The organism is Kineococcus sp. NBC_00420 (genome assembly GCF_036021035.1).
Classification (GTDB): Bacteria; Actinomycetota; Actinomycetes; order Actinomycetales; family Kineococcaceae; genus Kineococcus.
On record NZ_CP107930.1, the window covers coordinates 2798829 to 2812379 of the forward strand.

The 13551-nt window shown below is 71.2% G+C and carries 14 protein-coding genes; 4 read left to right on the forward strand and 10 right to left on the reverse strand.

Annotated elements, in window-relative coordinates:
• Positions 1-12: 12 nt before the first annotated feature.
• The 3 genes from OG218_RS13585 to OG218_RS13595 form a co-directional block, all read right to left on the reverse strand.
• On the reverse strand, positions 13-1299 hold the full coding sequence (locus OG218_RS13585; RefSeq protein ID WP_328291582.1) for a tyrosine-type recombinase/integrase: 1287 nt from the start codon (positions 1297-1299) through the stop codon (positions 13-15).
• Complete coding sequence (locus OG218_RS13590) at positions 1296-2447, reverse strand: tyrosine-type recombinase/integrase (RefSeq protein ID WP_328291581.1); 1152 nt, start codon at positions 2445-2447, stop codon at positions 1296-1298. The genes OG218_RS13585 and OG218_RS13590 overlap by 4 nt, the downstream gene beginning before the upstream one ends.
• Positions 2448-2661: 214 nt before the next feature.
• Positions 2662-3045: a hypothetical protein gene (locus tag OG218_RS13595; RefSeq protein WP_328293758.1), complete on the reverse strand. Its 384-nt coding sequence runs from the start codon at positions 3043-3045 to the stop codon at positions 2662-2664.
• Positions 3046-3362: 317 nt separating this feature from the next.
• Here OG218_RS13595 and OG218_RS13600 point away from each other — a divergent pair, with 317 nt between their 5' ends.
• Positions 3363-3905, forward strand: coding sequence for a hypothetical protein (locus OG218_RS13600; protein ID WP_328293759.1), 543 nt, complete (start codon positions 3363-3365; stop codon positions 3903-3905).
• Positions 3902-4465 carry a hypothetical protein gene (locus OG218_RS13605; protein ID WP_328293760.1) on the forward strand — a complete coding sequence of 188 codons (564 nt, stop codon included), beginning with the start codon at positions 3902-3904 and terminating at the stop codon, positions 4463-4465. The genes OG218_RS13600 and OG218_RS13605 overlap by 4 nt, the downstream gene beginning before the upstream one ends.
• A 194-nt stretch (positions 4466-4659) precedes the next feature.
• On the opposite strand, the gene OG218_RS13610 is transcribed toward OG218_RS13605, so the two are convergent.
• The 5 genes from OG218_RS13610 to OG218_RS13630 all read right to left on the reverse strand — a co-directional run bounded on the left by OG218_RS13610 (position 4660) and on the right by OG218_RS13630 (position 10445).
• Entirely contained in the window at positions 4660-4809 is a 150-nt protein-coding gene (locus OG218_RS13610; protein WP_328293761.1) for a hypothetical protein, read from the reverse strand.
• Between the two features lie 166 nt (positions 4810-4975).
• Positions 4976-6556 carry a methyl-accepting chemotaxis protein gene (locus OG218_RS13615; protein ID WP_328293762.1) on the reverse strand — a complete coding sequence of 527 codons (1581 nt, stop codon included), beginning with the start codon at positions 6554-6556 and terminating at the stop codon, positions 4976-4978.
• Positions 6557-7086: 530 nt separating this feature from the next.
• On the reverse strand, positions 7087-8637 hold the full coding sequence (locus OG218_RS13620) for a GAF domain-containing protein (RefSeq protein WP_328293763.1): 1551 nt from the start codon (positions 8635-8637) through the stop codon (positions 7087-7089).
• 251 nt (positions 8638-8888) lie between these two features.
• Complete coding sequence (locus OG218_RS13625) at positions 8889-10223, reverse strand: MFS transporter (protein ID WP_328293764.1); 1335 nt, start codon at positions 10221-10223, stop codon at positions 8889-8891.
• Positions 10224-10265: 42 nt separating this feature from the next.
• Positions 10266-10445, reverse strand: coding sequence for a hypothetical protein (locus tag OG218_RS13630; RefSeq protein ID WP_328293765.1), 180 nt, complete (start codon positions 10443-10445; stop codon positions 10266-10268).
• Between the two features lie 162 nt (positions 10446-10607).
• Here OG218_RS13630 and OG218_RS13635 point away from each other — a divergent pair, with 162 nt between their 5' ends.
• The gene (locus tag OG218_RS13635; protein ID WP_328293766.1) at positions 10608-11630 is read left to right on the forward strand and encodes a LacI family DNA-binding transcriptional regulator; all 1023 of its coding nucleotides are present in this window, start codon (positions 10608-10610) and stop codon (positions 11628-11630) included.
• A 25-nt stretch (positions 11631-11655) separates the two neighbouring features.
• Here the strand turns inward: OG218_RS13635 and OG218_RS13640 are convergent, their stop codons facing one another.
• The gene (locus OG218_RS13640; protein ID WP_328293767.1) at positions 11656-12804 is read right to left on the reverse strand and encodes a flotillin family protein; all 1149 of its coding nucleotides are present in this window, start codon (positions 12802-12804) and stop codon (positions 11656-11658) included.
• Between the two features lie 3 nt (positions 12805-12807).
• Entirely contained in the window at positions 12808-13041 is a 234-nt protein-coding gene (locus OG218_RS13645) for a hypothetical protein (protein WP_328293768.1), read from the reverse strand.
• Positions 13042-13381: 340 nt separating this feature from the next.
• Between OG218_RS13645 and OG218_RS13650 the strand changes: the two genes are divergently transcribed.
• Entirely contained in the window at positions 13382-13540 is a 159-nt protein-coding gene (locus OG218_RS13650; RefSeq protein ID WP_328293769.1) for a hypothetical protein, read from the forward strand.
• The last annotated feature ends 11 nt before the right edge of the window (positions 13541-13551 follow it).

Consider the following 13551-nt stretch of genomic DNA (forward strand, 5'->3'; position numbering starts at 1 on the left):
GTGTCAAGGGGGTCAGGACGCGGGCTGGTCGAGGCCTCTGAGGAGGCCCGCGAAGAGCTGCTGACGCCCTTGTTGATCATGTTCGGCGGCGTGGTCGTACTGGGCCTGCAACGTCGGTCGGAAGGCGATCGAGGTCTGGAAGAACGTGCAGGTCTCGCAGACCGACTCGAAGGTGCAGTCCAGCGCCGGAGGTCGTGTGCAGAAGCCATTGCCCAGCATCCGCTGATGCATCTCGCGGTGCAGGCGGGCCATCTCCGGGCCGGCCGCGGAGGCCGGCAACGCAGTGTTCTCGCCGTCGAGGTTGTCGGGGTCGTGGGCGGCGTAGAGCGCTTCGACCTTCTCGGTGACGGCGAAGTACTCATCAGCGACGGTCCGATTCGCGATCTTGGCGTAGCGAAGGGTCATGTCCATCGAGTGATGCCCCAGCAGGGCAGCGATGGCTTCCAAACTCATGCCGCGGTTGATGGCCTGAGTGGCCAGGGTGTGGCGCATCTGATGGGGGTGGACGTGGCCGATGCCGGCGGCGGTGGCGACGTTGTTCAGGCAGCGGGTGACGCTGTAACGGTCCATGGGTGTGCCGTTCTCCCGCGGCAGCAGCAGCGGGTGGGCAGGGTCGACGAAGCGGTCACGGTAATCGGCGATGAGCTCGACCAGTTGAGGGTGCAGCGGGATGTAGCGATCGTCGAGGAGTTTGCCGACAGGAACGTGCAGCCAGTGCCCAGCCCCGATCTGGCGGACGGCGTCGCGGCGCAGACCGGTGAACTCCCCGACGCGCAGTCCGGTGCGGATCAGGACCTCGCAGATGACCCGCTCGAGCAGACGCGGTCGGGTCTGCGCGGCGCGCAGGAACTTCGCCGCCGCCGCATCGTCCAGGGCCTTCGGCAGGGGTTTCTCCTGCCGCGGCAGGTCACCGAAGAGGATGGGAACCGTGGGTGGGGCCTGCGGCCAGTCCCAGTCGCGGATGCGGATGAAGAAGGTGCGTAGGTTGCCCAGGCGGTGGGCGCGGGTGGCGGCGGTGACGGGTTTCCCGCGCTGGTTGGTGCGGGTGGCCAGCCAGGGCTTGTAGTCCTCGATGTGGACGCGACGAACGTCAGCCAAGCGGGTGATCTGAGGGTGTTCCTGGAACATGAACTGGGTGAAGCAGCGCAGCGCTATGTCGGAGTTACGGACACTGCCGGAGCGCAAGGTGGTGGCGATCTGCCTCAGGTAGGCGTGCATGGGAACGGTCAGCTCTGTTGCGTCACCCATTGCCTCAGAGTCGATCTCGGCCCAGCTGAGGAAGCGGTCGGGTTGCTTCATCGCCGACCTCGCAGTCCCATGACCGTTGACGTGATCGGTGAGATGACCTCGGGAGTGGGTGGAGCAGTGCGGTGGCCAGCGAACGCTTGAGCATCGATGGCTTCGGCGGCGCGGCGATACTGCCCCGCCAGCCAGTCATCGCCGAGGTGGAGGTAGATGCGGGTGGATTCGATGGACGCGTGACCGGCCTGGGCCTGGATCGCTTCCAGGGCCATGCCCGCTTCGCGCAGCCGGGTCAGGCAGGTGTGACGCAACTGATGGCAGGTGACGTGCGCCAGGCCGGCGCGGCGCCGTGCTCCGTCGAGGACCTCGTCGAGTCCCGAGGCCGACAGTGGGTGCCCGCGGCGGGGACCCTTGAGAACGCAGAAGACGTGTCCGTGCCCCAACTGGTCGGCTTCGGCTGGGCGTTCGAGGCTGAGGTAGTCGCCGAGATGGGTGAAGAACCGCCTGGAGATCGGGATCTGGCGTTGGTGTCCGCCTTTGCCTTCGGCGATGAACACCCGCCGTGCCCCGACGTTCAGGTCCTCCAGGCGCAGGCGCAGGACCTCGCAGCGACGCAAACCCCCGAGCAGCATCGCGGCGACCATGGCGCGGTCGCGGTGGGTGCGGAGTGCTGTGGTGAGGGCGTCGGCTTCGTCGGGGTTGAGGATGACCGGCAGGGTCCGCGGGGAGCGGACCAGTGGGGTTCTCGATCCGCGACTGCCGCCAGGCCGGTCGTGGGGCTCGTCGTGTTCGCGCCGTGTCGGCAGGCCGAGGGGGACGGGGTTGGCGGTGATGTCGCCGCGGGCGAGGAGGAAGGTGTAGAAACCGTTGATGCTGGACAACCGGCGTCGAACGGTGCGGGCACTGACCCCTCCAGCAGCGTCGGCGTCGGCGACGACGGCGATCACCGGGCCGAGCACTTCCGCTGATCCTGTTCGCTGGGCGGTGATGAAACCCAGCACGTCGGCGGCGGTGACCTCCGCCGGGGTCTTGGCGATGAGGGTGAAGAAGACCTTCAGGTCGTAGCCGGCGGCCAGGACGCTGTTGGGTCGACAGCGGGCGGTGAGGAAGTCGAGGTAGGCGTCCAGCCAGGGCTCACCCAGGCGCACGGCGGGCAGTCCGGAGGGCGTTGAACCTTGGGTGAGTCGAAGATCCAGAACGGTCATGAGGGTGCCTCCACGCTGAGGACGTCGAGCCGGTGAGGCTCAGACCGGAGGTTAGCCCCCGATCACCCACATATCATCGCGGTGCGCGCGAAGCGCACGGTCATCCCGCGGTGAGCGCGTTCCTGAGCTGCAGACGACGTCACTCATCTGCCTGAAGGCCGCACGATCGCTGAAAACTCCTCTACCGCGTTCAACCTGACCTGACTCGCTCGCCTCAGGAGTGCACCCACAGTGCGGCGCGATCCGGCCGGAGGGCCGCCCACAACGCCAACCCCACGACCAGCACGTACCCCACCCCGTCGACCACGCCGGCCACGCCGGCCACCACTTCGGGAGCATCCCCACGCAGCGGTAGAAGGACGACGAGCAGCACAGCCGCGACCGCGACGACGACAGCCACCGGGGCCACCCAGCGCATGACGGGCAACGCGGCCCGGTGACCAGCGATCCAGCACTCGTCGCAGTGCTGCGTCGCGGGGGTACGTAGACCGATCCCGCCCTCGAGGCTCAAGGTGCCGTTCTTCGTCATCGACACGACCACGGCCACCAGGATGGCTACGACCAGCAAGCCCCACCCCGCTGACACCGCAGTGAACATGCGCCCTCTCCTTCGTCCCAGGTCATCGTGCCCCCGCCGACGAAGATGCACTCGAGGGTCCGCTGCCATCCAGGTGCGGCACCCGGCGGTGCTCAGTGACCGCCGCGGGCTCGGGCGGCGAGGAGTTCGGGGAGTTCGAGGGCGGCCAGGTACGAGTCGAAGGCGTCACGGCGGGCCGGAGGGCTCGACGACTTCGCAACCGCACGGTCATCCCGCGGAGTGCATGCGTCCGGCGAACTGCGCGAGACCGTTGGCCAGCAGCACGATCGCGCCGTGCCGCTGATGACCAGATCCTCGATCTACGGCACTCTGAGCAGGTGACCAGCGACGTGTCCTATCCCTTCACCGAAGGCATGGGAGCCCTCGCCCACGGCCCGTGCGTCCTCAGCGCGGGACCAGGCATCGGCATCGGCCTGCGCTGCGTCTTCGCCTACTACGAAGGCCTGCTGCTCTCCGTCGAGGTCAAGGCCATCGGCCAGGCCGCCCGGGACGCCTACGAATCCGACACCCACCCCCGCAGCGGCCGCGGTGGTCGACGGAACCTCCCCTCACGCCCGCACAGCTCACCCCGCCTGAGCGTGCCCGCCTCGGCCGCCGGAACTCGACCAGACGGCGAGCTCTGGCTGCGCCTGGAGCACCACCACAGCAGCACGTCCCACACTGCCCGCGGTCACTCCGAACACGACCCGGGCACCCCGGCCTACGTCCACGACCTCGACGTGTGGTGGCCGGACCTACCCGCCGACGGACGTCTACCTCTGGAAGCCGGCTGGCCCGAGGTGGGAGCCCCGATGACCACGACCGTGCTGGTCATGGAGAACCTCGACCAGCTGGCTGGGCACGTGGTGAGGCTGGGATGACGAGCGAGTACCCGCAACCGTGGGAGCAGCCGTGGAAGCCGTGGCAGATCGAGGACTCCGACCAGACCTGGCGCAGCCTGGGAGCCGTCGTCCACGGACCGGTGGTCCTGGCCCGAGTACCGGGCATCGTCATCGGGCTGCGCTGCGTCTTCGCCCACCCCGACCGCCTCACCGCCTGGTTGGTGGCCCGCGCGGACCTCGCGTTCATCCCCCAGGTCCTTCCCCCGCGCAGCGAGGCGGAGGCCAGGGTGCGAGGGGACCTGGAGGCGGTGTGGCCGGGGCAGCTCAACGACCCCCTCGTCCACGCCTTCCTCGATCACGTGCCGCAGCGACTGGCCCTGGGTGAGCGCATCGACACCTCCGACGACGGTCGCGTGCGGCGCCTGTCCTGCGCGGTCCGCATCTTCGGGTTGCCCACCGACGACGAGCTGGGGTTCGAGGTGTCCTGGGGACCGGCCTTGGCTCCGACCTCCACGACCCTGGATCTGCCCGGCGTGCGCCAGGTCGCGGCGTCGGCGGTCTCGTTCGTGAAGGACGGGCCGGCGTCTTCAGCGACCTGACGCGGGCCGGCACCCACGTCACGGTCGTCCCGCACTGCGCGCGCACGGAGAACTCCTGCGGCTCGTCTCCAGGACGCCGGCGAGCTGCCACACCCGCCGTGGCAGGCCTCGACCGGGGATCGTTCACGGGCAACTCACGTGTCCTCCGTGACAACCGCACCGGTCCGTGATCCGATCGCGAGGAGCGTGTCCCCTCACGGCGAGGGACGCACCTGCCACAACGCCACCGCGGCGGCGCCGACACCCGGCACGAGCGTCTGCACCATCGCCGCCGCCGAGGTCAGCAGGCCCACCACAGCCCCCCACCAGCGCAGCGATCCCGCGACGTAGCCCATCAGGAACACGCTGAACGGGTCCTCGGCAACCCTCGGCGCCGCACTCCACCCCGCGCAGCAGACCGAGCCCCACGGTCGCGTTCATCGGCCGCGTGCGGACGACTGCCTCGTGCTCCACCACCGCAGGACGACAGTCGGCACGCCGAGGCTCAGCGGTCCGCGCGTCGGCGGACCGTCAGTAGCGGAAGCGGCCGACCACGGTCTTCAGGCGCTCCGCCATCCCGGCCAGGTCCTCGGAGGCCTCGCGCGTGGAGCGCACCCCGGCGCTGGTCTCCTGCACCGCGGACGCGACCGTCTCGATGGTGACCGCGATCTGCGAGGACCCCGTGGCGGCCTCGGCGACGCTGCGCGACATCTCCCGCGTCGTCGCCGACTGCTCCTCCACCGCGGCGGCGATGGTGGTCTGGAAGGCGTTGATCCGCGAGATGATCTCGCTGATCCCGCCGATCGCCTCCACCGCCCGGTCGGTGTCCTGCTGGATGGTCGCGACGCGCCCGGTGATGTCCCCGGTGGCGCGGGCGGTCTCCTGCGCCAGTTCCTTCACCTCGCTGGCCACGACCGCGAACCCCTTGCCCATCTCACCCGCCCGCGCCGCCTCGATGGTCGCGTTCAGCGCCAGCAGGTTCGTCTGCTCCGCGATCGCGGTGATGACCTTGACGACGTCGCTGATCTGACGCGAGGACTCCCCGAGCGCGGTGACGATGCGGGTGCTCGTGTCGGCCAGGGCCACGGCCTCCCCGGCCACCCCGGCGGCCTGCGTGGTGTTCGAGGCGATCTCCTCGATGGAGACGCCCATCTCCTCCGCGCCGGCTGCCACGGACTGCACGTTCGCCGACGTCTGCCCGGCGGCGGCGGCGACGGAGGAGACCCGGCCCGTCACGACCTCCGACGCCGCCTCGATCCGCGCCGCCGTGGCCTGCAACCCGCCGGTGGCCGCGGTCAGGTCCTCCGCGGCCTGCGCGGTCTCCCGCACGGTGGCCTGCACCTTGGCGACGAAGCGGTTGAAGGCCGTGGCGGTGTCCTGGAACTCGTCGGCGCGGTCCTCGGGCAGACGCTGGGTCAGGTCCCCCTCGCCGTCGGCGATGCCCGCGAGGCGGGTGTTGACCCCCCGCAGCGGCACCACGATGCTGCGCGTCACGACGACGTTGATGACCAGGAAGGCGATCAGGCCCAGGACCGTGCCACCGATGACGGTGCGCTCGATCGTGGCGTGCGCACTGGCCGAGGCCGCGGCCCGCACGGTGAGCAGGCTGTCCTCGTCGTCGCTCATCTGGGTGGTCAGGGCGCGGATCTGGTCCATGACCGTCTTGCCCGCGTTGGTCAGGACGACCGCCTGGGCGGCGGGGAAGCCCTGCGCCCTGCGCAGGTCGATGGTCTGCTGCATCTCGGTGATCTTCGCCTGGATCAGCGGACGCAGCGTGGCGATCCGCTGCTGCTGCGCCGGGTTGTCCTTCGTCAGCTCGGCGACGGTGTCCAGGTGCCCACCGACCGCCGCGGTGGCGGTGGTGAACGGCTGCAGGTAGTCGTCGACCCCGGTGATGACGAAGCCGCGCTGCCCCGTCTCGGCGTTCTTCAGGTCCTCACCGACCGCGTCGATCCCGGCCAGCACGGCGTAGGTGTGGTTCACCGCCGCCTCGTTCTTCGACAACTGGCCCGAGCTGCGGTAGGACACCCCGCCCACGGCCATGAGGAGGAGGGCGGCGATGACGAAACCCGCTGCCAGTCGCTTGCCGATCGTCCAACGCAGTCGCGGCATGTGCCGACCCTTCTCGCGCCGGGTCGAGCCCGGGCAATCACGGCCTCCCCGATGCTCGAGGACGTCTGCGTGACTCGTAGGAGATCGGCGGTCGCAGGGGAGAACTGAACGGTTTCCGAGCACGCGTCGGCGGGACACAGCAGCGTTCGCGCCCCACGCCTCGAACTCGTCCTGCACCTCGTCGAAGGACGCGGTCTCGGCACGAGTGTGGTCGCCGTCGTGCGCGGCGGCCGACACCTGGTCCACCCCGAGCGATCGACGCAGTTCTCGGTCGGCGGGCCGGGGACCGAGGTGGAGCCGATGTGTTCGAAGGACGCAGCGCCTCCCAGCAGTGTCACCGCCGGCTCCACCGCCGCGAGGAGGAGCCAGCCCACCTCGGCGTGCTCCCCGACCCAGCGCGTCGGCGTCTCGCCGTGGTCCACCGGGACACCGGGGCGCCTCTCGGCTTCTCCGACACACCGTCCGGCCCCCACGACAGCTGTCGCGCCCCGTCCCTCGTCCACGTCTCGTGCGTGACCGTGGCCCCTGGTTCAGTTGAGCAGTTCGTGGGTCAGCGCACTCTGCTGCGTCAGGACGCCGCTGATCAGACTCTGGGTGTCGTTGATCTGCGCCACCACGGCGTCGATGCCCGACAGGGCGATCACCACTTCGCTGGCGTCCTCCTGGATCGCCCGCACCTGCTGGATCGCCTGCTCGGTGGCGCGGGCAGTCTGCTGGGCCAGCTCCTTGACCTCCCCGGCCACGACGGCGAAGCCCTTCCCCATCTCCCCGGCCCGGGCCGCCTCGATGGTCGCGTTCAGCGCCAGCAGGTTCGTCTGCTCGGCGATGGAGGTGATGGCCTTGACGACGTTGCTGATCTGCACCGACGAGGAGGAGAGCCGGTCGACGCTCCCGTTCGCCTCGGCCGACAGGCGCGCAGCATCCGCGGCGATCGCCGTGGCCTGGACGACGTTGTGCTCCACGTCGTTGATGGAAGCGATCAGGCGGGCACCGGCCGCGCTGAGCTTGCCCGACTCCAGGACGCGCTCCATCGACTTGACGACCAGGAAAGCGGTGTTCCGCAGCGCGTCACGTCGTTCCGGAGTGAGCGTCAGGGTGGAGGTGGAGAAGAAGTCCATCGTGCCCACCACGCGACCGTCCACCAGGAGTGGCAGGCAGACTCCGGACTTGACTCCCGCACGTTGGGCGGCGGGGGCGCGCACGCAGTCCGTCATGGTGCCCAGGTCGGCCACGAAGACGAGGTCACGGGTCTTCCACGCCCGTCCGGAGAGTCCCACCCCCTCGGCGAAGGACGCCGCCAGGGTCACCTCGCGGAACTCCTGCCCGGCCGTGCCGGACTCCTGGACGAACCTCAGCACGCCGGCGGTGGGATCGATGGCCCAGTACGAGCCGTACTCCCACCCGAACTCGCGACGGATCGCGTCCAGGGCAGCCTGCACGGCCCGCTTCTGGTCCGGGACGCTGGCGACGTCACGCAGTACGGCGTTCAGGGCCGCACTGTTCACCGCCGCTTCGGACTGCCGTTCGATCTCGGCGATCCGCGCGGCGGCCTGGGAGACCATGAGCCCGATGCTGCGCAGAGCGTCCAGGCGCTGCGCCGTCGGCGTCAGGGTGGAGGTAGAGAAGAAGTCCATCGTGCCCACCACGCGACCGTCCACCAGGAGTGGCAGGCAGACTCCGGACTTGACTCCCGCACGTTGGGCGGCGGGGGCGCGCACGCAGTCCGTCATGGTGCCCAGGTCGGCCACGAAGACGAGGTCACGGGTCTTCCACGCCCGTCCGGAGAGTCCCACCCCCTCGGCGAAGGACGCCGCCAGGGTCACCTCGCGGAACTCCTGCCCGGCCGTGCCGGACTCCTGCACGAACCTCAGCACGCCGGCGGTGGGATCGATGGCCCAGTACGAGCCGTACTCCCACCCGAAGGCCTCCCGCACCGAGTCCAGCGCGCGCCCCACGGCCTCACCGGCGGACGAGGTCGTCGACACGGCCTTCAGCACCTGAGCCGTAGCGCTGAGGTCGGCCAGGGCTTCGTCTCGAGCCAGTTCGGCCGATTCTGCGCGAAGCCGCTGGGCAGAGAACATGGAGGGTTCCTCACGCTGGGTGTAATCGTCCGTCGGCGCTGCATCGACACCCCCGAAGGTGATCTGGAGCTCGCAGGGCACCCTGGAGCCAGTCGTTCCGACGGTCCAGAGCCGCCCGCACCGATTCCGAGCCGTCGCCGGACCGTGGCCGACGTCCCGCGGGCGGAACCGTGACCCAGGGCCGGCCGCGTCCGTCGGCAGAGCGGCGTCCCGGGTGGCGCTCGCGACCCGCAACCCTTCGTGTCGTGGCGTCAGGCGGGGCCCGCCACCACGTGCTCGTCGTCGAGTCGGGCACCGCGCAGCGCGGAGGTCGTCATCACCGCAGCCGTGCCGATGACCACCGCAGCCGCGACGACGAGTGCGAGCGGGTAACCGGCCGCGTCGCCGAGCAGACCACCCAACGGCGCCGCGACCACCACCGCGGCCCGGTTGAACGAACGCATCGTGGTGTTCATCCGACCCTGCAAGCGGTCCGGGGTCACGACCTGGCGGTAGCTCATCTCGTTCGCGTTCGACGCGCCCATGCACAACCCCAGGAACAGCTGTCCGAGCGCGAACACGCCCCAGGCGATCCCGCCGGCCCACGGTCCGTCGCCGCCACCGGCGGGCGCCACCGAAGGGGCGAGCGCCATGACCGCCCACGCCAGTCCCGTCCCCGCCTGGGTCGCGATGATCACCCGCCCCGCCCCCCAGCGTCGGCCCAGGCGGACCGCGACCGTCGCCCCCGCCAGCGCCCCCAGGCCCGCGGCCGTCGTCGCCAGCCCGAGCGTGGCCGCGCTCAGGCCCAGGTCGCGCAGGGCCATCGGCGCGAGCACCGCCCCGGCCACGGCCGAGCCCGCGAACCACAGGTGCGTCGAGATCGCGAACGGCCGCAGCGTCGGGTGCCGGTAGACCCACCGCAGGCCCTCCGCGACGTCGGTCACGACACCGCGCGCCCCGCCCCGCAGGCCGTCGCCCTGCCGCGGTGTCGCTTCCGGGGCGACGGGTTCGGTGACCTGGACGGTGGCCACCAGGACCGCCGAGCCGAGGTAGCTCACCGCGTCGACGAGGACGGCCGACGCCGACCCGAGCAGGGAGACCACGACGCCGGCCACGGCGGGACCGCTGCCCTGCGCGACCGCGTCGGCCTGGTCGATGCGCGCGTGGGCCGCGCCCAGCAGCGGGCGGGGGACGACCCGGGGCAGGAAGGACTGGGACGCGGCGTCGCCGACCAGGGTCGCCGTCCCGAACACGACCATCGCCGCGACGAGGCGGCCCAGGTCGAGGTGCCCGGTCACCGCGAGCACGGGGATCGACGTCAGGACCAGCGCGCAGGCCAGGTCGGTGGCGACCATCAGCGGGCGCCGCCGCACCCGGTCCACTAGGACCCCGACGAGCAGACCGACGACCAGGTAGGGCAACCACCGGGCGGCGTTGACGAGGCCGACCGCGGCGCCGCTGCCGTGGAGGGTCTCCACGACGAGGACCTGGATCGCCAGCGCCGTGATGTAAGAGCCGAACGCCGAGGTCACCCCGGCGGACCACAGCCGCCCGTACCCGCGGCACTCCCGCAACGACCGTGGCTGCGCGTCCGCCGACTCGTTCACGTGCGCCGTCCGGTGGCCTCGCCGATCAGCGCCGGTGAGGGGTCAGGAGCTGGGGAACTGCTCGTGGCGGTAGGTCGCGACCCCCTCGGAGGTGGCGCGGTCGAAGTCACCGCGCTCCGGCTGCCGGCGGGCCGAGCGGTCCCGGCCGCGATCACGCAGGACCAGCAGGACGACGAGAGCCACCAGCACGACACCGACAGCGATGACCGTAGCCAGGATCACGAGTTGCTCCTCTGCGTCGACGAACCTCCACCCTGGCACACCCGACGCCTGCCGGGGCGTGCACCTGGCACCCTGGTGCGCGCCGCCGACCTCGTCGCGTGGTGACCGTCGATCCGCCGACCCCGGCGCTCCCGTCAGCCCGGTCGGGACGATGATCGCGACGTGGACGGCGCCGGCACCTCGAGAGCACGACGACCACGCCCACGCCTGAGCGCCACGACCATCGACGACGTCGCGCGGGCGGCGGGCGTGTCCCGGCAGACGGTCACCCGCGCCGTGAACGACATGACCGGCATCAGCGCCGTCACCAAGGAGCGCGTGCTGCGCGCGGCCGCGGAGCTGGACTACCGCCCGTCCCGGTCGGGACGAGCGATGGCCCGCGGCCGTCACGACGCCCTGGGCGTCGCCGTCAGCGACCTGACCGACCCCTTCTACGCACCCCTGGCCGCGGCGACGATGCGCCGGGCCGGTCAGGCGGGTCACGACGTCGTCCTGGTCGACGTCGCGTCGTCGCAGAACCCCGTCCGGCTGCTGACCGGTCTGACCCGACAGGTCGACGCCGTCATCGCCTACCTCGGCCGCCACGAGAGCTGGACCGACGTCCTCTCCGACGTCCCCACCGTCTGGGTCGGTGCGCCCGGCGACCCGCTGCCCACCACCGGGGCGCGGATCACCCCGGACCCCACGACGGCGCTGGCCGCCGCGGCCGCGCACCTGCGCGCGAGCGGGTCGGTGCACGCGGTGGTCTTGAACGCCTGGGCCGGGCCCGACCGCCGCACCGAGATCGTCCTGGAGGCCCTGGCCCGCGCGGGCCTGCACGCCGTGACGCACCCCGCCGGTGGCCCGGGGTACCGCGACGGACACCGCGCCACCCACGAGGTCCTGCGGCGCGGCGTTCCCGACGTGGTCGTGGTCTGGAACGACCCGATCGCCATCGGCGCCCTCGCCGCCCTCGCCGAGCGGGGGATCGGTGTTCCCGACCAGACCCAGGTGCTCGGCATCGACGGGTTGTCCGTCGCGGAGTTCACCGCCCCCGCCCTGTCGACGGTGGTGCTGGACCCGGAGGTCGTCGCGCAGGTGAGCGTGGACGCGGCCCTGCGGTGGTCGACGGGTGCGGCGCTCGGTGCGGAGGATCGGCAGCAGTTCGTGCACCACACGTTCGTGCCTCGGGGGACGACCCGCTAGGACCCGGCGCGTTCCGCCCGGGTCGTCACGGCTCGAGCTGGGCCCGGGTGCGGGGTTCGGCCTCCTCGCGGGACCCGTCCTTCGCGCGGTCGCTGAACTCGAAACCCTCGAGCACCGACCGCAACACCGCGGAACCCTGGCCGGCCAGTTGCGCGACGACCTCGTTCAGCCCGGTCGCGCCGTTGAGGACGGTGACGTTCGCACCGCCCAGACCGGCGCCGGCCGCGCGGACCATCTCGGGCAGCAACTCGATGAGCCGTTGTTCCAGGGCGATCCGGTCGCTGCTGGCCGCGGCCTCGGCGCGGCGGCGGATCGCGTCGGCGTCCGCCTCCGCGGCGATCCGGACCCGGGCGGCCTCCGCCTCGGCGGGCCGGACGACCTCGGCCGTCAACTGTTCCCGCCGGAGTTCACCGTTGCGGCGGGCGACCTCCTGCTGGGCCTCGATGACCGCCTGCTGGGCCGTGGCGTCGGCGAGCGGGCCGGCGGCGGCGGCCTTGCGCTGCTCGGCGTCGACCTCGGCCTGGTACTGGGCGCGCACGATCGCGGTCTGGCGGGCGTACTCGGCCTGGTTGCGCGCGCTCTCCTGCTCCGCCGCAGCCGCCTGCTGCGCCGCCCGCGCCGCCGCGACGGCCGCGGCCTTGTTGACCTCCGCCTGGTGGGGTTTCGCCAGCGCGGCGATGTACCCGGCGTCCTTGTCGTCGATCTGGCTGATCTGCAGCGAGTCGACGATCAGGCCGATCCGAGCCAGTTCGGGTTTGGAGGCGCTCATGATGTTCTCCGCCAGCGCCTGTTGGTCGCGGATGATGCTCTCCACCGTCATGCTCCCGACGATGGAACGCAGGTGCCCGGAGAAGATCCGACCGACCAGGGCCGGCATCTGTCGCTGGTCGCGGCGGAAACGCCGCGCGGACTTGGTGATGCTCTCCGGGTCGTCGCCGACCTTGAACGCGATCACCGCGCGGACGTGGACGGCCAGACCCTGCGTCGTGTAGCAGTCCTCGTCGACCTCCGCCTCCTGCATCGCCAGGGTCAGCGTGCTGGCGCGACGCAGGACGGGGACCACGAAGACACCGTGGCCGGTGACGATCCGGAAGGGGGTTTCTCCACCGTCGCGGGCGCGGCGGCCGGAGATCAGCAGCGCCTCGTCCGGCTGCGGGATGCGGTACCCGAACATCGTTCAGATCTCCTCGGCCGGCGGGTTGCGCGGCGGCACTCGTAGGTGGTTGACGGGGTAGACCTCGACGGCGCGGTCGCCTCGGCTGGCGGCCACCAGGACGGCCTCACCGAGTTGGACCTCGCCGTCGCAGTAGGCGATGAAACTCTCACTGGCGCCGCGGACCTCGACGGTCACCTCTCCCGGCCGGCCCGCGCCGCGGATGCGGACGGTGACCCGCCCCTGTCGACCCACCACCTCGCGATCCACCGGTTCCCCCACTCCGTTCGTCCAAGCACACACTAGTGATCCGCCGGCGTTCGCGGGGTGTGGTCGGGAGTTTCGCCGCCGGTCCCGTTCGGGGCCCCCACCGGAACCGCACGCGAAGGTTCCAGGGAACCATCGGATCCTTCCCAGCAAACTCCGGACGGTGCCGGTGGTCACGACGTCACGGAGGAGTTCGGCTCCGCGGAAGTTCCCGGAACGCCACTACCACCACGGATTCCCGGACCGTTCACGGCGACGCGGATCCGCACCCGGTCACCCGGCGGCTCGACGAGTGGGCACACTTCCGTCGTGGACGTCGACACCGGTGTGGGTGGTCTACGTCGTGGTGCTGTTCACCGCGGATCTGCAGGACGTGGGGGCCCAGGGAATCCAGTGCTTCGCGCCGGCGTCCTTCCTGGACACGGTCATCAACGTCTCGATCACCGCGGTGCGCAAGTCCAGGCACCGTCGCGTGAGCCAGGTGCGGTGAGGGCGTCGTCA

What these genes read in the sequence shown, in the direction of transcription:
- OG218_RS13640 (WP_328293767.1), bottom strand. Translation starts at nt 12,804, where the DNA reads ATGTTCGGGTACCGCATCCCGCAGCCGGACGAGGCGCTGCTGATCTCC.
- OG218_RS13595 (WP_328293758.1), bottom strand. Translation starts at nt 3,045, where the DNA reads ATGTTCACTGCGGTGTCAGCGGGGTGGGGCTTGCTGGTCGTAGCCATC.
- OG218_RS13585 (WP_328291582.1), bottom strand. Translation starts at nt 1,299, where the DNA reads ATGAAGCAACCCGACCGCTTCCTCAGCTGGGCCGAGATCGACTCTGAG.
- OG218_RS13615 (WP_328293762.1), bottom strand. Translation starts at nt 6,556, where the DNA reads ATGCCGCGACTGCGTTGGACGATCGGCAAGCGACTGGCAGCGGGTTTC.
- OG218_RS13620 (WP_328293763.1), bottom strand. Translation starts at nt 8,637, where the DNA reads ATGTTCTCTGCCCAGCGGCTTCGCGCAGAATCGGCCGAACTGGCTCGA.
- OG218_RS13605 (WP_328293760.1), top strand. Translation starts at nt 3,902, where the DNA reads ATGACGAGCGAGTACCCGCAACCGTGGGAGCAGCCGTGGAAGCCGTGG.
- OG218_RS13590 (WP_328291581.1), bottom strand. Translation starts at nt 2,447, where the DNA reads ATGACCGTTCTGGATCTTCGACTCACCCAAGGTTCAACGCCCTCCGGA.